This window comes from Streptomyces chattanoogensis, from assembly GCF_001294335.1.
GTDB lineage: Bacteria > Actinomycetota > Actinomycetes > Streptomycetales > Streptomycetaceae > Streptomyces > Streptomyces chattanoogensis.
In genome coordinates this window covers 22,047-45,670 of record NZ_LGKG01000135.1, presented here as the reverse complement: position 1 = coordinate 45,670, position 23,624 = coordinate 22,047, and the positions used below count along the sequence as shown (strand labels likewise).

General features: G+C 71.0%; 18 protein-coding genes, 5 tRNA genes and 1 pseudogene. 12 read left to right on the top strand and 12 right to left on the bottom strand.

Features of this window, described 5'->3' with window-relative positions; translation table 11 throughout:
- Positions 1-6: 6 nt before the first annotated feature.
- Positions 7-807 carry a maleylpyruvate isomerase family mycothiol-dependent enzyme gene (locus tag ADL29_RS16610; RefSeq protein WP_053924418.1) on the top strand — a complete coding sequence of 267 codons (801 nt, stop codon included), beginning with the start codon at positions 7-9 and terminating at the stop codon, positions 805-807.
- A gap of 58 nt (positions 808-865) precedes the next feature.
- On the opposite strand, the gene ADL29_RS16605 is transcribed toward ADL29_RS16610, so the two are convergent.
- The 3 genes from ADL29_RS16605 to ADL29_RS46600 form a co-directional block, all read right to left on the bottom strand.
- A complete protein-coding gene (locus ADL29_RS16605) occupies positions 866-2,332 on the bottom strand; it encodes a sulfatase family protein (RefSeq protein ID WP_053924417.1) in 1,467 nt (488 codons plus the stop codon).
- An 88-nt stretch (positions 2,333-2,420) separates the two neighbouring features.
- Positions 2,421-2,666 (bottom strand): hypothetical protein, encoded by a 246-nt coding sequence (locus tag ADL29_RS46605; RefSeq protein WP_157878506.1) that lies wholly within the window; start codon positions 2,664-2,666, stop codon positions 2,421-2,423.
- Positions 2,564-2,782 carry a putative leader peptide gene (locus ADL29_RS46600; RefSeq protein ID WP_425424251.1) on the bottom strand — a complete coding sequence of 73 codons (219 nt, stop codon included), beginning with the start codon at positions 2,780-2,782 and terminating at the stop codon, positions 2,564-2,566. Before ADL29_RS46600 ends, ADL29_RS46605 begins: the two co-directional genes overlap by 103 nt.
- 43 nt (positions 2,783-2,825) lie before the next feature.
- Here ADL29_RS46600 and purF point away from each other — a divergent pair, with 43 nt between their 5' ends.
- Together purF and purM are read left to right on the top strand one after the other, a co-directional pair.
- Positions 2,826-4,385: an amidophosphoribosyltransferase gene (purF, locus tag ADL29_RS16600; protein WP_053924416.1), complete on the top strand. Its 1,560-nt coding sequence runs from the start codon at positions 2,826-2,828 to the stop codon at positions 4,383-4,385.
- Positions 4,386-4,432: 47 nt separating this feature from the next.
- On the top strand, positions 4,433-5,503 hold the full coding sequence (gene purM, locus ADL29_RS16595; protein ID WP_053924415.1) for a phosphoribosylformylglycinamidine cyclo-ligase: 1,071 nt from the start codon (positions 4,433-4,435) through the stop codon (positions 5,501-5,503).
- 185 nt (positions 5,504-5,688) lie between these two features.
- Here purM and ADL29_RS16590 read toward each other — a convergent pair whose 3' ends face one another.
- Entirely contained in the window at positions 5,689-5,940 is a 252-nt protein-coding gene (locus tag ADL29_RS16590) for a DUF3073 domain-containing protein (RefSeq protein WP_046927295.1), read from the bottom strand.
- Between the two features lie 324 nt (positions 5,941-6,264).
- Positions 6,265-7,401 (bottom strand): Leu/Phe/Val dehydrogenase, encoded by a 1,137-nt coding sequence (locus ADL29_RS16585; protein WP_107094995.1) that lies wholly within the window; start codon positions 7,399-7,401, stop codon positions 6,265-6,267.
- 303 nt (positions 7,402-7,704) lie between these two features.
- Here ADL29_RS16585 and ADL29_RS16580 point away from each other — a divergent pair, with 303 nt between their 5' ends.
- Both ADL29_RS16580 and bldC read left to right on the top strand, forming a co-directional pair.
- On the top strand, positions 7,705-8,541 hold the full coding sequence (locus tag ADL29_RS16580; RefSeq protein WP_053924413.1) for a DUF8083 family protein: 837 nt from the start codon (positions 7,705-7,707) through the stop codon (positions 8,539-8,541).
- A 457-nt stretch (positions 8,542-8,998) separates the two neighbouring features.
- On the top strand, positions 8,999-9,205 hold the full coding sequence (gene bldC, locus ADL29_RS16575; protein ID WP_003949541.1) for a developmental transcriptional regulator BldC: 207 nt from the start codon (positions 8,999-9,001) through the stop codon (positions 9,203-9,205).
- Positions 9,206-9,746: 541 nt separating this feature from the next.
- Here bldC and ADL29_RS16570 read toward each other — a convergent pair.
- The 3 genes from ADL29_RS16570 to hrpA form a co-directional block, all read right to left on the bottom strand.
- Positions 9,747-9,980 carry a DUF6274 family protein gene (locus ADL29_RS16570; protein WP_053924412.1) on the bottom strand — a complete coding sequence of 78 codons (234 nt, stop codon included), beginning with the start codon at positions 9,978-9,980 and terminating at the stop codon, positions 9,747-9,749.
- Positions 9,981-10,235: 255 nt separating this feature from the next.
- A tRNA-Asp gene (locus ADL29_RS16565) sits at positions 10,236-10,310 on the bottom strand.
- Between the two features lie 91 nt (positions 10,311-10,401).
- Positions 10,402-14,424: an ATP-dependent RNA helicase HrpA gene (gene hrpA / locus ADL29_RS16560; RefSeq protein ID WP_053924411.1), complete on the bottom strand. Its 4,023-nt coding sequence runs from the start codon at positions 14,422-14,424 to the stop codon at positions 10,402-10,404.
- 206 nt (positions 14,425-14,630) lie between these two features.
- Between hrpA and ADL29_RS16555 the strand changes: the two genes are divergently transcribed.
- The gene (locus ADL29_RS16555; protein WP_157878505.1) at positions 14,631-14,849 is read left to right on the top strand and encodes a hypothetical protein; all 219 of its coding nucleotides are present in this window, start codon (positions 14,631-14,633) and stop codon (positions 14,847-14,849) included.
- 43 nt (positions 14,850-14,892) lie between these two features.
- Here the strand turns inward: ADL29_RS16555 and ADL29_RS16550 are convergent.
- The 4 genes from ADL29_RS16550 to ADL29_RS16535 form a co-directional block, all read right to left on the bottom strand.
- Positions 14,893-14,966, bottom strand: a tRNA-Phe gene (locus ADL29_RS16550).
- Between the two features lie 4 nt (positions 14,967-14,970).
- A tRNA-Asp gene (locus ADL29_RS16545) sits at positions 14,971-15,045 on the bottom strand.
- 48 nt (positions 15,046-15,093) lie between these two features.
- Positions 15,094-15,166 (bottom strand) — tRNA-Glu (locus ADL29_RS16540).
- Positions 15,167-15,248: 82 nt separating this feature from the next.
- A complete protein-coding gene (locus ADL29_RS16535; protein WP_053924409.1) occupies positions 15,249-16,775 on the bottom strand; it encodes a metallophosphoesterase family protein in 1,527 nt (508 codons plus the stop codon).
- A 130-nt stretch (positions 16,776-16,905) separates the two neighbouring features.
- On the opposite strand from ADL29_RS16535, the gene ADL29_RS16530 reads away from it, so the two are divergent.
- From ADL29_RS16530 to ADL29_RS16505, 6 genes and pseudogenes are all read left to right on the top strand, one after another.
- Positions 16,906-17,256, top strand: a complete 351-nt coding sequence (locus ADL29_RS16530; protein WP_053924408.1) for a metallopeptidase family protein — start codon at positions 16,906-16,908, stop codon at positions 17,254-17,256.
- A gap of 104 nt (positions 17,257-17,360) precedes the next feature.
- Positions 17,361-18,038 (top strand): hypothetical protein, encoded by a 678-nt coding sequence (locus ADL29_RS42685; protein ID WP_211274332.1) that lies wholly within the window; start codon positions 17,361-17,363, stop codon positions 18,036-18,038.
- Between the two features lie 238 nt (positions 18,039-18,276).
- Positions 18,277-20,270, top strand: a pseudogene (locus ADL29_RS16520) (DEAD/DEAH box helicase).
- Between the two features lie 194 nt (positions 20,271-20,464).
- A tRNA-Lys gene (locus tag ADL29_RS16515) sits at positions 20,465-20,537 on the top strand.
- 290 nt (positions 20,538-20,827) lie between these two features.
- Positions 20,828-22,339: a serine/threonine-protein kinase gene (locus ADL29_RS16510; RefSeq protein ID WP_053924407.1), complete on the top strand. Its 1,512-nt coding sequence runs from the start codon at positions 20,828-20,830 to the stop codon at positions 22,337-22,339.
- Between the two features lie 149 nt (positions 22,340-22,488).
- Positions 22,489-23,622: a PP2C family protein-serine/threonine phosphatase gene (locus tag ADL29_RS16505; protein WP_053924494.1), complete on the top strand. Its 1,134-nt coding sequence runs from the start codon at positions 22,489-22,491 to the stop codon at positions 23,620-23,622.
- Positions 23,623-23,624 lie beyond the last annotated feature (2 nt).

The following is a 23,624-nucleotide window of genomic DNA, read 5'->3' as shown; positions in this document are numbered from 1 at the left end:
GATCCCATGTCATCTGCCGCCCGGAAGCCGCGCGTTCGCCAGTACGACGCGAAGAAGACCCGTGCCGCCGTCACGGCCCAGTTCGATCATGTCCGCCGGGCCGTGGCGGGCCTGGCGCCGGAGCAGCTCGCGCTGCCGACCAGGCTCGGCGACTGGACGGTGCGGGATCTGGTCGTGCATCTGGCGATGGCGGTCGGCAGCGTGCCGCGGAGTCTGCGGGAGCCGGCCCCGGAGCGGGTCGAGACCGAGCTGCTGGAGTGGCCGTTCGCCACCGCCCCGCTCGCCGCCGGGATCGACGACGACACCCGCGCCCTGGCCGCCGCGAACGATCCCTACGACCTGCTCACGCGCACCGCCGGGAAGCTTGCCGAAGGGCTCCCGCAGGCCGCCGACGACCGTGTCGTGACCACCCGCGTCGGCGCCATGCGGCTGGCGGACTTCCTCGTCACCCGCTGTATCGAGCTGGCGGTGCACACCGACGATCTCAACGCCGCCGTTCCCGGCCTCGACATCCCCTACGACCGGCAGGCCCAGGCCATAGCCACCCGGCTGCTGGCCGATGCCCTGGCCGTCAAGGCGCCCGGCGGCTCGGTCGAGGTGCGGGTGCCGCCGTTCGCGGTGGTGCAGTGCATCGAGGGCCCCAGGCACACCCGCGGCACCCCGCCCAATGTCGTCGAGACCGACCCGCTGACCTGGATACGCCTGGCCACCGGCCGTACGACCTGGGCCGAGGCGCTGGACGCGGCGAGCGTCAGCGCCAGCGGGGAGCGGGCGGACATCGGCGACCGGCTGCCCGTGATGAGCTGAGCGGGGCGGGCGGCGGGCGCGGGCGGCGGGCCCGCCCGGTGGCGCGCCCGCCCTCGGCTCATCCCTTCGGCTTCGGATACGGCAGCAGGTCCGCGTCCACCGCTTCCCACGCCCGCCGCAGCCGCCCCAGCAGCTGCTGCTCGTCCACCGCCTTGTCGGCCTGTTCGCGGGGATCGTCCGCCAGGTCGAAGAGCCGGTCCTTGCCGTCCTTGCCCCGGTAGTACTTCCAGTCGCCGCGGCGCAGCGCCCGTTCGCCGCGTACCCGCCAGAACAGATCGCGCTCCGCGAGCCGCTCCCCGCGCAGCAGATGGCCCGCCAGGCTCCTGCCGTCCAGCGGGTACGCGCGATGCGGGCGGGTCCCCGCGATCTCCAGCAGGGTCGCCGTCCAGTCCGGGGTGAACACCGGCTCATGGCTGACCTGCCCTCCGTCGAGCCGGGCCGGCCAGCGCACGATCGTCGGCACCCGGATGCCGCCCTCCTGGAGCGAGGCCTTGTTCCCGGACAGCGGCCAGTTGTACGACCAGCGCTCGCCGCCGTTGTCGCTGGCGAAGAAGACCAGGGTGTCCTCCTCCTGGCCGGACCGCTCGAGGGCGGCCAGCACCTCGCCGATCGAGTGGTCCAGGTCCTCGACCATCTCCTTGTACTTCGCCAGCGACCCGCCGTCGTCATGGAACAGCGCACGCGGTTCGCCCGCCTTGATCCGGCGGACGATCTTCGCGCTCTCCTCGGTGTCGCCGTCCGCGATCCACGGCCAGTGCGGAGTGGTGAAGTTCAGATTGAGCAGCCAGGGCCGGTCGTGGTCGCGCGCGACGTACTCGACCGCCCGCTCGGTGATGATCCGGGTGTAATAGCGCAGGTCCTTGTACTCGGCGTCGCCTTCGTACAGGTCGTACTCGCCGGCCAGGCCCAGCTTCGAGTAGTACTCCAGCGCCCCGCCGAAGTTCCCGAAGAAGGTGTCCCAGCCCGACTTGGTGGGGCTGTAGTCCGGCAGATAGCCGCAGTGCCACTTGCCGATCAGCGCCGTCGCATAGCCCGCATCGCGCAGCAGGGAGGCGAGGGTGGGGTGGTTCGGGTCCAGCCCCACGCTTCTGTCGGCGATGGGCTCGGCCAGCCCGCCCTGGGTGCGGCCCGGGTAGCGGCCGGTGTAGAGGGAGAAGCGGGTGGGGGAGCAGGTCGCGGAGCCCGCGTAGGCGTGGGTGAAGCGGACGCCCTGGCGGGCCAGCCGGTCGAGGTGGGGGGTGCGGATGTCCGGTGACCCGTACGAGGAGAGATCGGCCGAGCCCAGGTCGTCGCCCAGGATGAAGAGGATGTTGGGGCGGCGCGAGCGGCGGCCGGGGGCGGCCCGGAACGCGCGCTCGCGGAACTCGGGCGCCTCGGCGGCCGCGGCGCCCGGCGCGGCCGCCACGGTGCCGAGCCCGCCGACGGCGGCCGCGGCACCCACGCCGCCGGCCAGGCTTCCGAAGGTGCGGCGTGAGAGGGAGGGACGGGCGGGGTGGTCGAGGTGGGCGGGGTCGACGGAAGACATCGGTGCGGCTCCAGAAGAGGTCGGATCGGGCCGTGATGCGGCGCGTCGGCCTCCCGGGACGGCGGTCGGCGAAGGGGCGTCGCGTATCTCACAGGGGCAGGGCGAGGTCATATGCGACGCAAGCCGCATAGCGAAGGAACGCGTCATACCGGGTGAGTCGGTAAAGGTGAGAGAAGGCGCAGCTCAGAGGGGTCGGCGGAAGCGCCCGAGAGGGGCCGTCGCTACCCGCCGCTACGCGGCAGATGCGCAGCGACAGATGGCGCTGGCGACGCGACCGAGGTCGACGTGGCGGCGCCGTACCAGGGGCCGCGGGAGGCGGGGCGCCCGGTGACACACCAGGTGCGCCAAGGGCTGCGGGGTCTGCATGGGCAGAAATCCTGGCCGTGATCGCGTGACTGCGTCAAGCACGCTTAACGCTGCGTTCATGCACTCATCCAGGTTCGGGACCATCCCCGGTTCGGATGAATCCGCGACCTGCCCTAGACTCGGGGACGTGCCACGTGGTGACGGACGACTCAGCCACGACCTGCTCCCCGGCGAGAAGGGCCCCCAGGACGCTTGCGGCGTCTTCGGTGTCTGGGCTCCGGGTGAAGAGGTCGCCAAACTCACCTATTTCGGGCTGTATGCGCTGCAGCACCGTGGACAGGAGTCCGCGGGCATCGCGGTGAGCAACGGCTCCCAGATCCTCGTCTTCAAGGACATGGGCCTGGTCTCCCAGGTCTTCGACGAGACCTCCCTCGGCTCCCTCCAGGGCCATATCGCCGTGGGCCATGCCCGCTACTCCACCACCGGTGCCTCGGTGTGGGAGAACGCCCAGCCGACGTTCCGTGCCACCGCGCACGGCTCGATCGCGCTCGGCCACAACGGCAACCTGGTCAACACCGCCGAGCTGGCGGCTCTGGTCGCCGCGCTGCCCCGCGAGGGCGGCCGGGCGACCCAGGTCGCGGCCACCAACGACACCGACCTGGTGACCGCCCTGCTGGCCGGCCAGGTCGACGAGGACGGCAAGCCGCTGACCGTGGAGGAAGCCGCGCCCCGCGTGCTCCCCAAGGTCAAGGGCGCCTTCTCGCTCTGCTTCATGGACGAGCACACGCTCTACGCCGCCCGCGACCCGCAGGGCATCCGCCCGCTGGTCCTCGGCCGCCTGGAGCGCGGCTGGGTGGTCGCCTCCGAGACCGCCGCCCTCGACATCTGCGGCGCCAGCTTCATCCGGGAGATCGAGCCCGGCGAGCTGGTCGCCATCGACGAGGACGGGCTGCGCACCAGCCGCTTCGCCGAGGCCCGTCCCAAGGGCTGTGTCTTCGAGTACGTCTACCTCGCCCGTCCGGACACCGACATCGCCGGCCGCAACGTGTACCTCTCCCGGGTGGAGATGGGCCGCAAGCTGGCCGCCGAGGCGCCCGCCGACGCCGACCTGGTGATAGCGACGCCGGAGTCCGGCACGCCCGCCGCGGTCGGCTACGCAGAGGCCAGCGGCATCCCGTACGGCTCCGGCCTGGTCAAGAACTCCTACGTCGGCCGGACCTTCATCCAGCCCTCGCAGACCATCCGCCAGCTCGGCATCCGCCTCAAGCTCAACCCGCTCAAGGAAGTCATCCGCGGCAAGCGCCTGGTGGTCGTCGACGACTCGATCGTCCGCGGCAACACCCAGCGCGCGCTGGTGCGGATGCTGCGCGAGGCCGGTGCCGCCGAGGTTCACATCCGCATCTCGTCCCCGCCGATCAAGTGGCCCTGCTTCTTCGGCATCGACTTCGCCACCCGCGCGGAGCTGATCGCCAACGGGCTGTCGGTCGAGGAGATCGGCAAGTCGCTGGGAGCGGACTCGCTGGCGTACATCTCCATCGACGGCATGATCGAGGCGACCACCATCGCCAAGCCGAATCTGTGCCGCGCCTGCTTCGACGGCGAGTACCCGATGGAGCTGCCCGACCCGGAGCTGCTGGGCAAGCACCTCCTGGAGTCGGAGACCGCGGCGCCGGCGAAGTCTGATGTGGACGGCGTCCAGACGCTCACGGCCGGGGTCGGCGGCGCCGATGCGCTACGCCGCCCGTAACGCCGGCCCTCCACGCCCGTCCCTCCACGACACGAAAGTTCTCAGCCATGTCCGCTGAATCCTCCGGTGCCAGCTATGCAGCCGCGGGTGTCGACATCGAAGCCGGCGACCGCGCCGTGGACCTGATGAAGGAGTGGGTGAAGAAGGCCACCCGCCCCGAGGTCGTCGGCGGGCTCGGCGGTTTCGCCGGCCTCTTCGACGCGTCCGCCCTCAAGCGGTACGAGCGCCCGCTGCTGGCCTCGGCCACCGACGGCGTGGGCACGAAGGTCGACATCGCCCGCAAGATGGGCGTCTACGACACCATCGGCCACGACCTGGTCGGCATGGTCGTCGACGACCTGGTCGTCTGCGGCGCCGAGCCGCTGTTCATGACCGACTACATCTGCGTCGGCAAGGTCTACCCGGAGCGGGTCGCGGCGATCGTCAAGGGCATCGCCGAGGGCTGCGTCCTGGCCGGCTGCGCGCTGGTCGGCGGTGAGACCGCGGAGCACCCCGGGCTGCTGGGCACGGACGAGTTCGATGTGGCCGGCGCCGGTACGGGCGTCGTCGAGGCGGACCGGGTGCTGGGCGCGGATCGCATCCGTACGGGCGACGCGGTGATCGCGATGGCGTCGTCCGGACTTCACTCCAACGGGTACTCGCTGGTCCGCCATGTGCTGTTCGACCGGGCCGGGATGGCCCTGGACCAGGACGTTCCGGAGTTCGGCCGCACGCTCGGCGAGGAGCTGCTGGAGCCCACCAAGATCTACTCGCTGGACTGTCTGGCGCTGACCCGTACGGCCGAGGTGCATGCGTTCTCGCACGTCACCGGCGGCGGGCTCGCCAACAACCTCGCCCGGGTCATCCCGGACGGCCTGCACGCGACCGTCGACCGTTCGACCTGGACCCCGGGCCCGGTCTTCGACCTGGTCGGCACGGCGGGCTCGGTCGAGCGCCTGGAGCTGGAGAAGACCCTGAACATGGGCGTCGGCATGATCGCCGTGGTCCCGCAGGAGTCGGTGGAGGTCGCCCTGACCACGCTGGCGGACCGCGGGGTCGACGCCTGGGTCAGCGGTGAGATCGTCGAGCGCGGCGAGCACGCCGAGGCCGTGACCCTGACGGGCGACTACGCCAGCTGAGCGGGCAGAGCAGAGGGGCCGCCGCACCGGCGGCCCCTTCGGCTTTCCGCGCGATCATCCCAACGGCTCAACCGGCCGCGATCACCGCACCGGCTCGGAGCAGCACAGAACCCGGCCCCGGGGAACACCCCGGACCGGGTTCTCGATGCTTTTCGGTGCCGAATACGCGCTGAGCGCGCAGGGCGTCAGGCGCGACGACGCTGGTCGGAGGAGCCGCCCTCGTCCTCGTCGTCATCGTCGTCGTTGTACCGATCCGCGTACTGGGCGTACGGGTCGTCGTCCTCGTCATCCTCGAACGGCTCACCGTTCGGCGGCTGCTGGCTCGACGGCGATGCTCCCAGCTCGTCGGCCAGTCGTGAGAGATCCGTCCCACCGCTGCTGTACTTCAGCTGGCGGGCGACCTTTGTCTGCTTGGCCTTGGCCCGGCCGCGCCCCATGGGTCGACCCCCTCAATGACGGGGCTCAGTGGCCCCAGAGTCTTGACACGCGTTCATGATTCAGAGCGGGCTCTCGACAGAGAGACCGGCCCGTAGAGCTTTAACGGTACCTGCTTCCGCGGCCATACGGTACGTCGCCCGCATCACCCACCGCTCGGCATGACCTGCGGTCGCCCTTATCCCGCTGGTCAACTGCAATTTTAACCTGTCCTGTACGGCGACCCGCCGACGGGTGGTGAGGGATGTCTCCCCAACCTCCCGCGGCGGGCCGCGCAAGGGCATGTTTTCGGCCAGGAGATCGTTGTTCGATTCCTCCCGGGCCGGTCAGGCCTGCCCGGCCCCCTTGGCTTCCCTGGCCTCCGCCATCCGGGCCTCGGCCAGCCGGTCGGCGGCCGCCGCCGGGGGAATGCCGTCCGCCTTCGCCCGAGCGAATATCGCCAGCGTGGTGTCGAAGATCTTCGCCGCCTTGGCCTTGCACCGGTCGAAGTCGAATCCGTGCAGCTCATCGGCCACCTGGATGACACCGCCGGCGTTCACCACGTAGTCGGGGGCGTAGAGGATGCCGCGGTCGGACAGGTCCTTCTCGACGCCGGGGTGCGCCAGCTGGTTGTTGGCCGCGCCGCACACCACCTTGGCGGTCAGTGCGGGCACGGTGTCGTCGGCCAGCGCACCGCCCAGGGCGCACGGCGCGTACACGTCCAGGCCCTCGGTGCGGATCAGCGCGCCGGTGTCCGCGACGGCGGTCACCCGGGGGTGCCGGGTGAGGATCCGCTCCACCGACTCGGCACGCACATCGGTGATCACGACCTCGGCGCCGTCCTGGAGAAGGTGCTCGACCAGGTGGTGGCCCACCTTGCCGACGCCCGCGATGCCGACCTTGCGGCCGCGCAGCGTCGGATCGCCCCACTGGTGCTGGGCCGAGGCTCGCATGCCCTGGAAGACGCCGTAGGCGGTCAGTACGGAGGAGTCGCCGGCGCCGCCGTTCTCGGGGGAGCGGCCGGTGGTCCACTTGTTCGTCCGGGCGACCACGTCCATATCGGCGACGTACGTACCGACATCGCACGCGGTGACATAGCGGCCCCCGAGGGAGGCCACGAACCGGCCGTAGGCGAGCAGGAGTTCCTCGGTCTTGATCACATCGGGGTCGCCGATGATCACGGCCTTGCCGCCGCCGTGGTCGAGACCGGCCAGGGCGTTCTTGTACGACATGCCGCGCGAAAGGTTCAGCGCGTCCTGTACGGCCTCCTCCTCGGAGGCGTACGCGTGGAAGCGGGTGCCACCGAGGGCGGGGCCCAGGGCGGTGCTGTGGATGGCGATCACGGCCTTGAGGCCGCTGCCGCGGTCCTGGCAGAGAACGACCTGCTCATGGCCGCCCTGCTCCGATCGGAACAGGCTCTGCAGAACGCCGCCGTCGACGCTGACGGAGGCGGGACGTACGTCGGTCACTGTGGTGACTCCCATAGTCGCGGAGGACGCCCCCCTGCGGGTGGGGAGGGCCGGTTGACAGCAGCGTAAGACCTGCGGAGGGCCCCGTTCGGCCCGGTACCGGGGATCACCCCCTCGCGGGGGACGGGCATGCGACGATTTGCCGTATCCAGGGCCGGGCAGGGGCGGACAACTCCCGGTGGCGGGCTTCCTCTTGGCCCCGCCCACCCCACTGACCGCACCTGGCCGCGTCGACCGCAGTGAACGCATTGAGCGCAACGCACACCATGGAACGTAGCGTGAACGAACCTGGACGGACTTCCCTGTGAAGGAGCGGGCGTGGCCGTGGCGTCGTCGGTGAGGGTCCCGTATATGGCATATCTGCGGGTCTACGAGCCGCTGGCAGCGTTCCCCGAGCCGGAGCGCTCCCACTGGGCGCGCTATGCCAGGCGCGAGGAGCTCCCCACCGCGCAGGACGAGCAGCGCCGGGCGCTGGCCGATCTGCTGCCGGTGCCGCCCGTACCGGTGCCGGTCCACGAGAGCGCCGATGCCTTCGTCGCCGTCGTGGACGACGTGGTGTGTGTCTGCCCGTGGCGCACCCGGCTGCGCGGCTGGCAGGCGCTGGAGGGGCTGGAGGAGCTGCTGCCGGCGTCGGTGCTGGATGCGGCGCTGCCCCCGGTGGTGCGCCTGCAGGCGGCCACCGACTACGAGCGGTGGCGCGAGCGCAACCCGGATGCGCGGCCCTGGATCCGGGCCGCCACATGGCACGTTCCGGTGCGCTGGTTCGTGCTGTTCGACGACGCCGAGCGGGTGTTCACCAAGAGTGACGAAGGGCCCGTGCTGCGTTACCGGACGCCAATGGTGCAGGCCAGACGGCGGGTCGCGCGCGGACTCCGTACGCTGCGGAATTCGTTGGAAGAGGGTCCGCTGATCGACGGCCTGGTAGATGTGGGGCGCTGGCTCGAAGAATTCCACCCGCGTTCTCTCGTGGAGCTGGATTACGGAGGCCTGGTGCACGCGGTGCCCGAAGGGCAGCTCGCCGAGGACCGTTCCGCCGCGGAAGTGGCGGAGGGACTGGCGGCGCTGCGCGACGGGGACGGCGAGCGGGCCGGCGCCGCCTACGAGAAGCTCTCGGAACGGTGGCGTGCGGTACGCGAGCGCCAGTTCTCCAGCTGAGAGCCGCAGGCGCGGGACGTAGGTCCTGATCCGGGCGATTGGCGCAAGCGTGACCTAAAGCACTGACTTCGGGCCTTGCCTCCAAGACGTACCCTCGTGCCAAAATAGGACAAGGAGCCTTACTGGGGCTCCTTCCGTCCAACTAAGGGCGGATAGATCGGTATTGCGCTCCTTGAGGGGACTGTGACGCTTGATCACGTTGTGACTGATCGTCACGGTCGAGTGACTGTCCGTTATGGCATGGTCCATCGGCTTCCGCCGAGGTTGAACACCTGAGAGGGCAATTCCATCGGTTTGGCCGACGTGGCTGGACAGATGGTGTAGTTGTAGTGCCGAGGACAAGCCGTTCGTCCTATAACCGACTCGGCCCGCGTCCGCCATTTCGGGCAACGCGGGTCAAGGTGCAGAATTTAGAGGAAAGAACCGTGATGGTTCGGTTCTCCCGAGGAGGCCGCTCATGACCGCTCGCACCCCTGACGCCGAGCCGCTGCTTACCCCCGCCGAGGTTGCCACGATGTTCCGCGTGGACCCGAAGACGGTGACCCGCTGGGCCAAGGCAGGCAAGCTCACGTCCATCCGCACGCTCGGAGGGCACCGGCGTTACCGCGAGGCTGAGGTCCGCGCACTGCTCGCGGGTATCCCGCAGCAGCGCAGCGAGGCCTGAATAACCGCATAACCAGGCATTTTTCGGGGCCCCCAACCCGGAGAACGCCTTTTTCGCACCACTTTGCTCGACCTGCTCCACCTAAGCACCACAGCTTCATACGACGCGGCGCCTGCCCCAACAGGTCCCACACCCGCACTATCTGGGTACGTCACCGATCGCGCTGGACTCCGCCGGGTCCAGCGCGATCTTTTTGTGTACGGCCGCCCCTCGGCCGTTCTCCGGCCGCTCATGGCGGCTGGGCCGCCCCGGCGCCGACGTCGCCTCCAGTGGCTGCCAGGGTGCCGTCAGGCGCTCTGAAGGGGCCGTTCCGTGTGGACCTGACGCTCTCGATTCGGCCCCTTCCGAGGGTGGTGCAATTGCACATATTAAATTGACTGGTTGTAGGGCGGGCGTAAGTTCCCCATCCGGTGAAACTTGTTCGGTGACACCCGTCACACGCCACGGTTCTTGAAGCGGGTGCGACGGCTGGGGTATTGGACTTTCCGCTCGCCGTCCCAACAGCCTTCCACCGCAAAGACGGTGGGGCAGCCGCCCTAGGTCACTGACCGGCGGGACTTTGGTCCTCCGCCGCAGGCCGCCCGCGGACGGCCGGCGACGAGGCGGCGGGCTCCGCGGGCGCGGCGGCCCCCGGGCGGGCCCTGCGCGGCTCCATGACGAGCCGCAGCAGCCGATGGCAGACGGGGCAGTGCCGCGTCAGATGGCCATACCTCGTGGCGGCCGACAGATGGGCGCGCAACAGCGCCCTGGTCTCGTGCCTTGCTGCAGTCGTCATCCGCACGCACCTCCCCGGCCCCAAGCTTCCTCTGTGAGTACCGGGGGCCCGTGCCGCCGTCAAGACGGCCGGAGGGGCACGGAGCGGGCCGGGGGCCGTACGAAGCCGCGGCCAGGGGCCGTTGAAAGGGCCCGCACCCTCGAGGGATACGGGCCCGGCGGCACGGACGGCACCGAGCGATATCTGCGCCGCGGGCGCGGCCGGGCCGGGAAGCACTACGGCCCGCATCGGATGCCGATGCGGGCCGTAAAAAAGCGGTCCTGACGGGATTTGAACCCGCGGCCTCCACCTTGACAGGGTGGCGAGCACTCCAAACTGCTCCACAGGACCTTGCGTGTGCTTTCCGCTTGCGGCGGGCTGCGAAGCAAGACTGTACAGCAGGTCAGGGGGTGCGGTCGAACTCGATGCCGGTGGCGGTCCCTCACCGCGGTACGGCGGCGTCCACGGCCTTCACGATGCGCTTGTCCGAGACCGGATACGCGGTCCCCAGCGCATGCGCGAAGTAGCTGACCCGCAGCTCCTCGATCATCCAGCGGATCTCCCGGGCCGCGGCCGGCACCGGGCGCCCCTGGGGGAACTGCTCCAGCAGCCAGGCGTATTCGTCCTGCATCTCCTTCACCTTCGCCATCCGGGTGCGGTCCCGTTCGGCGTTGGTGGGCAGCTGCGTCAGACGGCGGTCGACGGCCACCAGATAGCGCATCAGATCCGGCAGCCGCTTGGCGCCGTGCGCCGTGACGAACCCCGGCTTGATCAGCGCCGCCAGCTGCTCCTTGATGTCCGCCAGCGACGGCAGCAGCGAGGGGAACGTCGTGTCCTTCAGACGCCGCTCGCACGCCTGCCAGGCGGCCAGCACCTCCTGGGCCTGCTGAATGGTCTTCAGGGTGGCGTCCACCAGGTCGGCCCGCACCGCGTCGAACAGCTTGCGGAAGGACTCCTCGTCCCACGCCGGGCCGCCCCGCGCCGCGATCAGCCGGTCCGCCGCGGCCGTCACGCAGTCCTCGAAGAGGGCCCCGATCGAGCCGTGCGGATTACGGGACAGCGCCAGCTTCTGCTGATTGCTCAGCTTGCCCTGGGCGAACTTGGCGGGGTTGGAGGGGACGTTGAGCAGGATGAGGCGGCGGGTGCCCGCCCACATCGCCTCCAGCTGCTCGGCCTCGGTGTCGAAGAGCCGTACGGCGACGCTGCTGCCCTCGTCCACCAGTGCCGGGTACGCCTTCAGCGGCTGGCCCGCGCGCCGGGTCTCGAAGGTGCGCGGCAGCGCGCCGATCGTCCAGGACGTCAGCCCCGTGCGCTGCTCCAGGCCGGCCAGCGCCGCCGCGCCGTCGCCCTTCACACCCTTGCGGTCCCCGGCCGGACGCTCGGCGGCCTGCTCGAAGGCCTTGGAGATGGCGGCCCGGGTCTTCGGCTTGAGCTTCAGCCGCAGCGCCTCCAGGTCCTTGGCCTCGGCGAGCTTGCGGCGCCGTTCGTCGACCACCCGGAAGGTGATCTTGAGATGGTCGGGGATCTTGCCGGTGTCGAAGTCGGCGGCGTCGACGGGGACGCCCACCATCCGCTGGAGACCCGCGGCCAGAGAGGCCGTCAGGGCGCCCTGCAGCGGCACCGTGGAATCCAGGAAACGGGCCGCGAAATTCGGCGCCGGCACGTAATTGCGGCGGATCGGCTTGGGCAGCGACCGGATCAGCTCCGTCACCAGCTGCTCGCGCAGGCCCGGGATCTGCCAGTCGAAGCCCTCCGAGGAGACCTGGTTGAGGACCTGGAGAGGGATATGGACGGTCACACCGTCCGCGTCCGCGCCGGGCTCGAACTGATAGGTGACCTTGAACTTCAGCTTTCCCTGCCGCCAGGAATCCGGGTAGTCGTCCTTGGTGACGGCCCCGGCGGATTCGTTGATGAGCATCGAGTGCTCGAAGTTGAGCAGCTCCGGCTCGTTCTGCCGCTTCTGCTTCCACCACGCATCGAAGTGCGCGCCGGAGACGATGTCCTCCGGAATGCGCTGGTCGTAGAAGTCGAAGAGCGTTTCGTCGTCCACGAGAATGTCGCGGCGCCGGGCGCGGTGCTCCAGCTCCTCGACCTCGCCGAGGAGTTTGCGGTTGTCATGGAAGAACTGGTGATGGGTGCGCCAGTCGCCCTCCACCAGCGCATTGCGGATGAACAGATCCCGCGAGGTCTCCGGATCGATCCGCCCGTAGGCGACCTTGCGCTGGGCGACGAGCGGGACGCCGTAGAGCGTGACCCGCTCGTACGCCATCACCGCGGCCATCTTCTGTTCCCAGTGCGGCTCGCTGTAGGTGCGTTTGACCAGGTGCTGGGCGAGCGGCTCGACCCATTCGGGCTCGATCCTGGCGTTCACCCGCGCCCACAGCCGGGACGTCTCGACCAGCTCCGCGGACATCACCCAGCGCGGTGGCTTCTTGAAGAGCGCGGAGCCGGGGAAGACGGCGAACTTGGCGTTGCGGGCGCCCAGGTATTCGTTCTTGGCGTCCGTGTCCTTCAGCCCGATATGCGAAAGCAAACCGGAAAGCAGGGAGCTGTGGATACGGTCGGGAGCCGCGTCCTCCTCGCTCAGATGGATGCCCATGGACTTGGCGACCGTACGCAGCTGCGAGTAGATGTCCTGCCACTCGCGTATCCGGAGATAGTTGAGGAATTCGGTCCGGCACATCCGGCGGAAGGCGGACGAGGACAGCGTCTTCTGCTGTTCGCGCACATAGCGCCAGAGGTTGAGGAAGGCCAGGAAGTCGCTGGTCTCGTCCTTGAAGCGGGCGTGCTGCTGATCGGCCTGCTGCTGTTTGTCCGAGGGCCGCTCGCGCGGGTCCTGGATGGACAGCGCCGCCGCGATGACCATGACCTCGCGGACACAGCCGTTACGGTCCGCCTCCAGCACCATCCGCGCCAGCCGCGGGTCCACCGGCAGCTGGGACAGCTTGCGCCCGAGCGGGGTGAGCTGTTTCCTCGGCTCCTTCTGCTTCGTGTCGAGCGCGCCCAGCTCGCTCAGCAGATCGATGCCGTCCTTGATGTTGCGGCGGTCCGGCGGATCGATGAACGGGAATTTCTCGATATCGCCGAGGCCGGCCGCGGTCATCTGCAGGATGACGGAGGCCAGATTCGTACGGAGAATCTCCGCATCGGTGAATTCCGGCCGGGCGAGGAAATCGTCCTCGGAATACAGCCGGATGCAGATGCCGTCGCTGGTGCGGCCGCAGCGGCCCTTGCGCTGATTGGCGCTGGCCTGCGAGACCGGTTCGATGGGCAGCCGCTGCACCTTGGTGCGGAAGCTGTAGCGGGAGATCCGGGCCATGCCCGGGTCGATGACGTACCGGATGCCCGGAACGGTCAGCGAGGTCTCGGCGACGTTCGTGGCCAGCACGATCCGTCGCCCGGTGTGCCGCTGGAACACGCGGTGCTGCTCGGCGTGCGACAGCCGGGCGTACAGCGGCAGCACCTCGGTCAGTGGGAGGTTCTTCTTGATCAGCGCGTCCGCGGTGTCGCGGATCTCCCGCTCGCCGGAGAGAAAGACCAGGATGTCGCCCGGCCCCTCGGCCTGCAGCTCGTCCACCGCGTCGCAGATCGCCGTGATCTGGTCGCGGTCGGCGTCCTTGAAATCGGCCGCGGTCTGGCCGCCCTCCTCCAGCAGCGGGCGGTACCGCACCTCGACCGGATACGTACGCCCGGAGACCTCGACGATCGGCGCCTCGCCGAAATGCCGCGAGAAGCGCTCCGGGTCGATGGTCGCGGAGGTGATGACCACCTTCAGATCCGGCCGCTTGGGCAGCAGCTGCGCCAGATATCCGAGGATGAAGTCGATGTTGAGGCTGCGCTCGTGCGCCTCGTCGATGATGATCGTGTCGTACTGGCGCAGCTCGCGGTCCGTCTGGATCTCGGCGAGCAGAATGCCGTCCGTCATCAGCTTGACGAGGGTGTCGCCGCCGACCTGGTCCGTGAAGCGGACCTTCCAGCCGACCGCCTCGCCCAGCGGGGTCTTCAGCTCCTCGGCCACCCGCTCGGCGACGGTACGGGCCGCGAGCCGACGCGGCTGGGTGTGCCCGATCAGGCCCCGGACGCCGCGGCCGAGCTCCATGCAGATCTTCGGGATCTGCGTCGTCTTCCCGGAGCCGGTCTCGCCCGCGACGATCACGACCTGGTGGTCACGTATCGCGGCGAGGATCTCGTCCTTCTTCTGGCTGACCGGCAGCTCTTCCGGATACGTGACCTCCGGCACCGCGGCGCGCCGCTGCGCGACCCGCAGCTCCGCCTCCTCGATACCGGCCGCGATCTCGCCGAGCACGGCCGCGCGGGCCTCGGGTTTACGGATCCGGCGCGCACCGTCGAGCCGCCGCCCCAGCCGCTGCTGGTCGCGGAGCATCAGCTCGGGAAGACGCTCCAGCAAGGAAGGCAGGGCGGGAGCGGTGCCGTCGGGCAGGGCGGAGGCAGGCTGACTGGACATACGTCCCCCAGGATCTCACCTAGCCGAATCGGGTGGCGAACCATTTGCGGAGGCCGTCGTCACACCGCGCACAAGTGAGTGATATGCGGAGTATGACCCGGTGTGCCATCCGGGTGGCGGCATTTCCCGGCCGCGGCGGGCGCCCGGCGTCGCCGCCCACGCCAAAGGAGTGGCCCGCTCTCGAACGCGTACGCGACGATGACCGCATGAACAAGGGATTGGGACGCATAGCGGGCGTCGCCTTGATGGCCGCCGGGATCGCGCTCGCCGTCTGGATGGTCCTCGGCGCTCCGCACCTGGGCTTCGGGCTGGCGAAGGTGGTGGCGCACCTGGTGGCCTGGGGGGCGGTCTTCGCCGGTGGCGGGCTGGCCTTCTGGCAGCGAGGGAACCGGACCACGGAGGAGGCGACCGCCGAGCAGTCATAGCAGAAGGCCCCGATTCGGTGAATCGGGGCCTTCTCAAAGGGTGTGGCTGGGGCCGGGGTCGAACCGGCGACCTATCGCTTTTCAGGCGATCGCTCGTACCAACTGAGCTACCCAGCCGCAGCGGTCCTGACGGGATTTGAACCCGCGGCCTCCACCTTGACAGGGTGGCGAGCACTCCAAACTGCTCCACAGGACCTTGCATTGTGCGAAAGCGGCCGAAACCATTCTCACACACGGTAATGCGTGCCCCCAACGGGATTCGAACCCGTGCTACCGCCTTGAAAGGGCGGCGTCCTGGGCCACTAGACGATGAGGGCTGGTGGCCACCTTGGCGTCGTTACCGGCGCCGTCGGGGACGTGAGAAGCATATGGGATGGGAGGACCGTTCGCCAAAACGGTTTACCGGGGGTGGTCGGAAGGGGTGCCGGCCGGGCGTGGCGCGGGGGTGGCGCCGGGCCGGTTCTCGTGCGGGAGATGGCGGCTGACCTCGGCACGGGACAGGCCCAGGCCGCCGAGGGTGATCTCGTCCCAGGCCTGCAGCCGCTTGGTCCGGCGGTCCAGGTAGAGCACCGATGCCTGGACCGGCGCGGGCCTGGTGTTCTGGACGGCGCGCAGCCCGCCGCCGCCCGTGGAGCCCTCGACCATCAGTCGGGTGCCCTGGGGGAGCGTGAGGCGCTCGCGGTGGTGGAGGTGCCCGGCCAGTGCCAGCGGGACCAGTCCGTCGGCCTCGGTCGCGGCGACGGGGTTGTGGGCCAGTGCGATGTCGACGGGGGTGCCGGCCAGCCGTTGGGTACGCAGTGCGTCGGCGAGCCGCCCGCCGGCCGTGCGTTCCGCCGGGTCGCCGGCCGCCACCACCGACCGGTCCGGCGTGAACTGCGGATCGCCGACGCCCGCGATCCGCACCCCGGCCACCTGGGTGACCCTGCCGTTGTCCAGGACGGTGACGTGCTTGCGGCCGGTCAGGTACTTCTGCGTGGTGCGCGAGTCGTGGTTGCCGCGCACCCAGACGTACGGTGCGCCGAGGGTGGAGACGGGGTCCAGGAAGCGGTTCTCGGCGGCCGAGCCGTGGTCCATGGTGTCGCCCGTATCGATGATCACGTCGATCCGGTACTGGGCGACCAGGGAGGCGATGATCCGCCAGCCGGCGGGGTTGAGGTGGATGTCGGAGACGTGCAGGACGCGGAGCGTGGTGGGGTCCGGCTGGTACACCGGGAGCGTCGAGGCGGCGTCGTACAGCTTGGTGACGTTGGTGACCAGGCGGGCCAACTCCTCCTGGTAGACGTGGAATTCGCTGACGATGCTGCGGGCGTTGCCGACCACGGAGGGGGCCGAGGAGAGCAGTCCGGAGAACTTCGGCTCCAGGACGGACTTGGGGTTCCAGGTGGCGTACGCGGTGGCCGCGGAGGCGGTGAGCAGGGTGAGGGCGAGGCCGCCGGCGGCCAGGGCGCGGCGCGGGCGGCGGTGGACGGCCAGGCTCAGCGCGGCGGCGCCGCAGGTCACGGCGGCGCAGGAGCGCAGGGCCAGGCCGATGGCGCCGCGGGTGACGTCGTGGGTGACCTCGGCCTCCAGTCCGGCGAACCGCTCGGGGTGGTCGACCAGCTCTTGGGAGCGGACCGGATCCAGCCGGTCGACGTCGACATCGAGCCGCAGGGGCGCGTAGTGGCTGTGGAGTTCCAGGTCGCCCAGGGGTGCGACGTCGATCCGGGTGCCGCCCGTCAGGGAAGGGCGCAGCGCCATGCTGGTGTCCATCGGGCCGACGGGGGTGCGGGCGGTGCCGAGGACGAGCAGCCCCAGCCAGGCGCCGAGGACGGTGACGGCTATCAGGCCGAGGGTGCGGGCGAGGGGCCGGGGCGGCTGGACGACGTCGGCCATCAGGGGTGCGGGGCTGTCGGCGGTCGGTGTCCGGGAGCGCGCTGAGCCGTCCATTGGTCGCGCATGCCCCGGAGTGGTGGTCGTCAATCGGGGAGCGGACGGCTCCGGTTCCGTGCCGGGCGGGCCGCGCCGGGAGTGTGTCCGTGGGGCGTACGGGAGCGGAGATACGGGGGAGAATGGCGGTGTGCTGGAAATGACGCGCGAGGAGTTCGAGGAACTGGTCGCCGAGGCGCTGGACCGGATCCCGCCGGAGCTGACCCGGCTGATGGACAACGTGGCGGTCTTCGTCGAGGACGAGCCCCCGGCCCACGACCCCGAGCTGCTGGGGCTGTACGAGGGCACCCCGCTGACCGACCGCGGGGAGTGGTACGCGGGCGTGCTGCCGGACCGGATCACCATCTACCGGGGGCCGACACTCCGGATGTGCCAATCCCGCGAAGATGTGGTCGCCGAGACGGAAGTGACAGTCGTTCACGAGGTGGCCCACCACTTCGGGATCGACGACGAGCGGCTGCACGCGCTGGGCTACGGCTGAGGCGATCGGCCGCGCGGGGCGCGTGTCCTCAGGCGGGGGCCGGGAGTTGCTGAGGTAACAGCCCGCGCCGCCGTCCCTGCGCCCCGGATCCGGAGGTCCCGCCCGTGCACCCGAACGCGTCAGGCCATACGTCCCCCCTTGCTCCCGGTTCTCCCGGCGGCGCGTCCCCGTCGCCGTCCCCGGCCGCTCGTCCGCTGGGCCGGGCCGCCGCCGCGGCGATGGCCGTCACGGCCCTGGCCGCCTCGCTGGCCGGCTGTATGAGCGTCAGCGATCCGGAGCCGCCGAAGCCGTCGGGCAGCGCCGCGCAGCACGGTGACGGGAAGGACGCCCCGCCCCGCCCCGGCCGGCTGGCGGCGGACGGCCGCGGCGACGGTCCGCGGCGGACGGTGCGGGGCCACGGGCACCGGCACGCGGGCGGCAAGGATGACGAGGATCCCTCGGCGGGCGCGACGCCGACGGCGCCCGACCGGAGCGCGCCGCCCCGGCAGGCGGAGCCGTCCGGCCCGGTGCCCAGCGAGGAACAGGGCGGCGGGCACAGCAGCCCGCCCGGGGGCGGGTCCCCGGATCCGGCGCCCTCGCGCACCGACCGGCCGTCCACCCCGCCGGCCTCGCCGGCCCCGAGCACCCCCACCGCGCAGCCCACCCAGCCGCCGAGCGGCTCGCCGCAGCCCTCGCAGGCCTCCGGTCTGACGCCGTCGGCGCCGGTGTCCGGATCGGGGTCACATTCGGCGTCGCAGCCGATGTATTCGCAGCTGGAGCCGGGTGACTGGCCCGAGGCGTGAGGGCTGGGCGAGGGGCGCGTACGGTGGTGGAACCGGGGGCGGCGTGAACGGCATTTGCCTTCCGGGGGGCAAGGTGCGTATGGTGGTAGATCGTTTGATCCCATTTGCCCGGCGCCAGAACAGAAGCGCGCCGCGTGGCGCGTTCTCTCCCTTGCCGTGGCTGACCGCATAGAGGCGGTCGTGTGAAACACACGGAGTTTGGGCGCGTGCCGAGACTCCGGAAGGTTTCGCATTTCGCATGTCCATTTCCCCTGAGCAGTCCGTCATGCCCGCAATCGACGAGCGGGACGAGCAGACGGCCCCCGAGGTGACCGACGTCACGGTCCAGGCCGACGCCGACACCGACACCGACGCCGACACCGAGCCCACCGTGACCTTCGCCGACCTCGGACTGCCCGAGGGCGTCGTCCGCAAGCTCGCGCAGAACGGCGTCACCACCCCCTTCCCGATCCAGGCCGCCACCATCCCGGACGCCCTGGCCGGCAAGGACATCCTCGGCCGCGGCCGCACCGGCTCCGGCAAGACCCTCTCCTTCGGTCTGCCGACCCTGGCCCGCCTGGCCGACGGCCGCACCGAGAAGAAGAAGCCGCGCGCCGTCATCCTCACCCCGACCCGTGAGCTGGCGATGCAGGTCGCCGACGCCCTCCAGCCGTACGGCGATGTCCTCGGGCTGAAGATGAAGGTCGTCTGCGGCGGTACGTCCATGGGCAACCAGATCTACGCCCTCGAGCGCGGCGTCGACATCCTCGTCGCCACCCCCGGCCGCCTGCGCGACATCATCAACCGCGGCGCCTGCTCCCTGGAAGACGTCCAGGTAGCCGTCCTCGACGAGGCCGACCAGATGTCCGACCTGGGCTTCCTGCCCGAGGTCACCGAGCTGCTCGACCAGGTGCCCGACGGCGGCCAGCGGATGCTGTTCTCGGCCACGATGGAGAACGAGATCTCCACGCTGGTCAAGCGTTACCTGACCAACCCGGTCAGCCACGAGGTCGACAGCGCCCAGGGCAACGTCACGACCATGACCCACCACGTCCTCGTCGTGAAGCCGAAGGACAAGGCGCCGGTCACCGCCGCCATCGCCGCCCGCAAGGGCCGCACCATCATCTTCGTCCGCACCCAGCTGGGCGCCGACCGCATCGCCGAGCAGCTCGTGGACGCCGGTGTGAAGGCCGACGCCCTGCACGGCGGCATGACCCAGGGCGCACGCACCCGCGTCCTCGCGGACTTCAAGGACGGCTACGTCAACGCGCTGGTCGCCACCGACGTCGCCGCCCGCGGTATCCACGTCGACGGCATCGACCTGGTCCTGAACGTCGACCCGGCCGGCGACCACAAGGACTACCTGCACCGCTCGGGCCGTACCGCCCGCGCCGGCCAGTCCGGCACGGTCGTCTCCCTCTCGCTGCCGCACCAGCGCCGCCAGATCTTCCGCCTGATGGAGGACGCGGGCGTGGACGCCTCGCGCCACATCGTCGGCGGCTCCGGCGCCTTCGACGAGGACGTCGCCAAGATCACCGGCGCGCGTTCGCTCACCGAGGTCCAGGCCGACGGTGCCAACAACTCCGCGAAGCAGGCCGAGCGCGAGGTGGCCGAGCTCACCCGCGAGCTGGAGCGGCTGCAGCGCCGCGCCACCGAGCTGCGCGAGGAGGCCGACCGGCTGACCGCCCGCGCCGCCCGCGAGCGCGGCGAGGACCCGGCCGAGGCGCTCGCCGCGGCCGCCGCGGCCACGGAGGACACGGAGGCGGCCCCCGAGGCCGCCATCCCGGCCCAGGCGACGTCGGACGAGGCGCCGCGCCGCTCGTACGAACGCCGTGACGACCGGGGCAACTTCGCCGCGACGACCGTGCGGGCCGTTCCTTCGACCGTCGTGACGACCGCCGTGACGACCGGGGCGGTTTCGGCCGTGACCGTCGTGACGACCGCGGTGGCCGTTCCTTCGAGCGCCGCGACGACCGTTCCGGCGGCGGCTTCCGCTCCGGTGGCGGCGACCGTCCGAACCGCTCCTTCAACCGCGATGACCGCTCCGGTGGCCGCCCCTCCGGCGGTTACCGCTCCGGTGGCGGCGACCGCCCGTTCAACCGCGACGACCGCTCCGGCGGCCGTCCGTCCGGCGGCGGCTTCCGCTCCGGTGGCGGCGACCGTCCGTACGGCCGCCGCGACGACCACCGCGGCTCCGGCGCCCCGGCCTTCGGCCGCCGCGAGGACAAGCCGCGCTGGAAGCGCAACGGCTGAGCGCTGATCCGCTGATCCGCCACAGGGCCCGTACGGCAGTCAACTGCCGTACGGGCCCTGTGCGTTGGGGGCCTGACGGCGAGGGGTGCCGGCCCGCCGCCGGGTCCCGGGCGGCCTGTCCGACGGCACATCGGGGAGCCCGATGGCTAATGGCTTCGGGCTGTGGCGTGTGCTCGGGCTATGCTGCTCGGTGCGGGCCATTAGCTCAATTGGCAGAGCAGTGGACTTTTAATCCATTGGTTCAGGGTTCGAGCCCCTGATGGCCCACCGCCATGGGGCGGGGAAACGCCCTCCCGCCTGCGATGCAGCGCTCCTCCCGGCCGAGGCCGGAGGGAGCGCTGCGTCATTTCCAGCGGGGCGGCCGGCCCCGTCCGCCGCGAACAGGCTGAGCCGCTACGGCAGTTGTCCCACGCGCCCCGAGGCCCGTCCCGCCGGCCGGAATGCCGTGCCGCATCCCCCGGAATCCGCTGCCATGGCCATGCAATCTGCAGCAGCTATGGTGCTCCCGCAGCATGTTCAGGCCCGCTCAGGCGTGCGGAGAAGGCGAAGGTCTCACAGTGTCCGATCTGGGGCGGCTCATAGCCGGCCGGTACCGGCTGGCAGAGCGTGTGGGACGCGGTGGCATGGGGACCGTGTGGCGGGCCGAGGACGAGTTGCTCGGCCGGCACGTCGCCGTGAAGAAGCTGCACGTCCCGCCGCATCTGCAGGACGACGAGATCCAGACGCTCTACGAGCGCACCCGCCGGGAGGCCCGCAGCGCCGCCCGGATCGCCCATCCCCACGTGATCGTGGTGCACGACGTCGTCGACGACGAGGGCCTGCCGTGCATCGTCATGGAGTACATCCCCTCGGTGACGCTGAGTGATGTACTGAAGCGGAAGGGCCCGCTGCCGCCCGGCGAGGCGGCCCGGATCGGCCGCAGCATGGCCGCCGCACTGCGCGCCGCGCACGACGCCGGAGTGCTGCACCGGGACGTCAAACCGGCCAATGTCCTGCTCGGGCACGACGGCCGCATCGTCCTCACCGACTTCGGGATCGCCGTGGAGTCCGGAACGCCGTCCCTGACCAGGACCGGTGAGCTGGTCGGGTCGATCCAGTACCTCGCGCCGGAACGCCTCCGGCCCGGGATCGCCGAGCCCGGCCCCGCCTGTGACCTGTGGTCGCTGGGAGCGACGCTGTACCAGGCCGTCGAGGGGCGCCACCCGTTCCAGCGCGACACCGCGATCGAGATGGCGTACGCCATCGCCGTCGACGCGTACGAACCCCTGCGCGAGGCCGGGGACCTGGCTTCGGTGATCGAGGGCCTGCTGGTGAAGGAACCCGGCCGGCGCATGGACGCGCACGAGGCCGAACGCCTTCTCGGCCAGGTGGCCGTGACGGGGACCGCGTCCGTCGATCTGCCCACGCGGCCGGAACGTGCGGCGGCTCCCGCGGCCCCTGCACGAGCGGGCGGGCGCGGCCGCCGGGTGGCGCTGTGGTGTGCCGCGGCGGTGGCGGCCGCCGCCACCGCCACGGGCGGCGTGCTGCTGTGGCCCGAGGACGGCACCGCCCCGAAGGTCGCCCGCCCGACCGCGGCGAAACCTTCCGGCCACTCCTCGAGCCCCACTCCTTCCCCGCCGCCACCGCTGCCCGCCGGATACCACCTCAAGAAGGCCGGCCAGGGCTTCTCCGTCCCCATACCGGACGGCTGGCGGCCCAAGGACATGCCCAGCGGTGAAATCGCCTACCTGGACCCGACGGGACGGGTGGGCGTGCGGGTCAATGTCGTCGAGTTCGCGGGGTCCGATCCCGTCCAGCACTGGCATGACACCGAAGAGGCCCAGACGCGCCGGGACAACCGGAACTACGAGCGGGTGCGGATGGCCCCCACGACGTTCCGGGGGCGGCCCGCGGGGTACTGGGAGTTCACGTTCGACGGCACGCTGCGGGAGTACCGGGCGGTCGAGTTGGCGTTCTCCGGCGCCGACGGCACGCAGTACGTGGTCTACCTCTGCGCGCCGAACGCACAGTGGCACGAGTACCGGCCGGTCTTCGACAACGCCGTCAAGGGAATCCGTTTTCGCGAATAGCGCTCCCGGGCGCCGCCCGTCCCGCCCGCCCCGCCCGTGACCCGTACGGCCCACGGCGATTCGCCGGCCGGGCCCGCAGCCGAAACCCTTGGGACGTCGGAGGCCTCGGCGGTGGCGAGAGCCTGGGCAGCGGGAAGAGGCCGGTGCGGATGCTTCGAGGCGGCGGGAACCGTACGGGCGAACGGGAGGAGCGCCATGGCCGGATGTCCCCGCTCGGCCGCCGCCCGGCCCGCTGGCTCCCCGCCGTCCTGATAGCCGCGGGCATCGCGTTCGACGTGGTCACGCCGCCTCAGTACACCGCCGCACCGTTCTTCTCCGCCGCCCCCCTGGTCGCGGCGCCCCTCTACTCCTTCGCCGGCACGGCCGTCACGGTCGCCGCGGCGCTCCTGGGCGAGTTGCTCATCGCCATGTACCACAGCACCCAGGACAACACCCAGTCGGCCACCGAGGGCCTGACCGTCATGGTGGTCGCCTTCCTGGCGCTCGGCATCAACCGGGTCCTCCGGCTGAGCGACGCCCGGCTCGCCTCCGTGCGGAACGTCGCCGAGGCCGCCCAGCGCGCCCTGCTGCCCACGCCGCCCGCCCGGATCGCCGGGCTCGCGGTCGCCGCGCGCTATGTGGCCGCGCACGCCGGCGCCCGGATCGGCGGCGATCTCTACGCGGTGCAGGACACCCCGCACGGCGTCCGGCTGATCGTCGGCGACGTACGGGGCAAGGGGCTGGAGGCGGTGGAGGCCGCGGTGGTCGTCATCGGCGCCTTCCGGGAGGCGGCCGAACAGGAGGCCACGCTGGAGGCGGTGGCGGGCCGCCTGGAGCGGGCGCTCCAGCGGGAGGGCGGGCGGCGCGAGGGACTGGACCAGATGGAGGGCTTCACCACGGCCGTCCTGGCGGAGGTCCCGTCCGGCGCGCACTCCGTCCTGCGCATCCTCAACCGCGGCCACCCGGCCCCGCTGCTGCTCGGTCCCGACGGCGGCCTGTGCGAACTGAACCCCGCCTCGCCCGCACTGCCGCTGGGGCTGAGCGAGGTCGCGGGCTGGCCGGACCGGGTGGACGAGACGTTCTTCCCGGCCGGCTCGCTGCTGCTGCTGTTCACGGACGGGGTCACCGAGGCCAGGGACCGGGCCGGCTGCTTCTACGACGCACCGAGCCGGCTGCGCGGCCGCCGATTCCCCGGGCCGGACACCCTCCTGGACGATCTGGTCCGGGACGTCGCCCGGCACACGGGCGGGCCGCAGGCGGACGATATGGCGCTGCTGGCGGTGCAGCGGCCGCTGGGGGAGTAGAC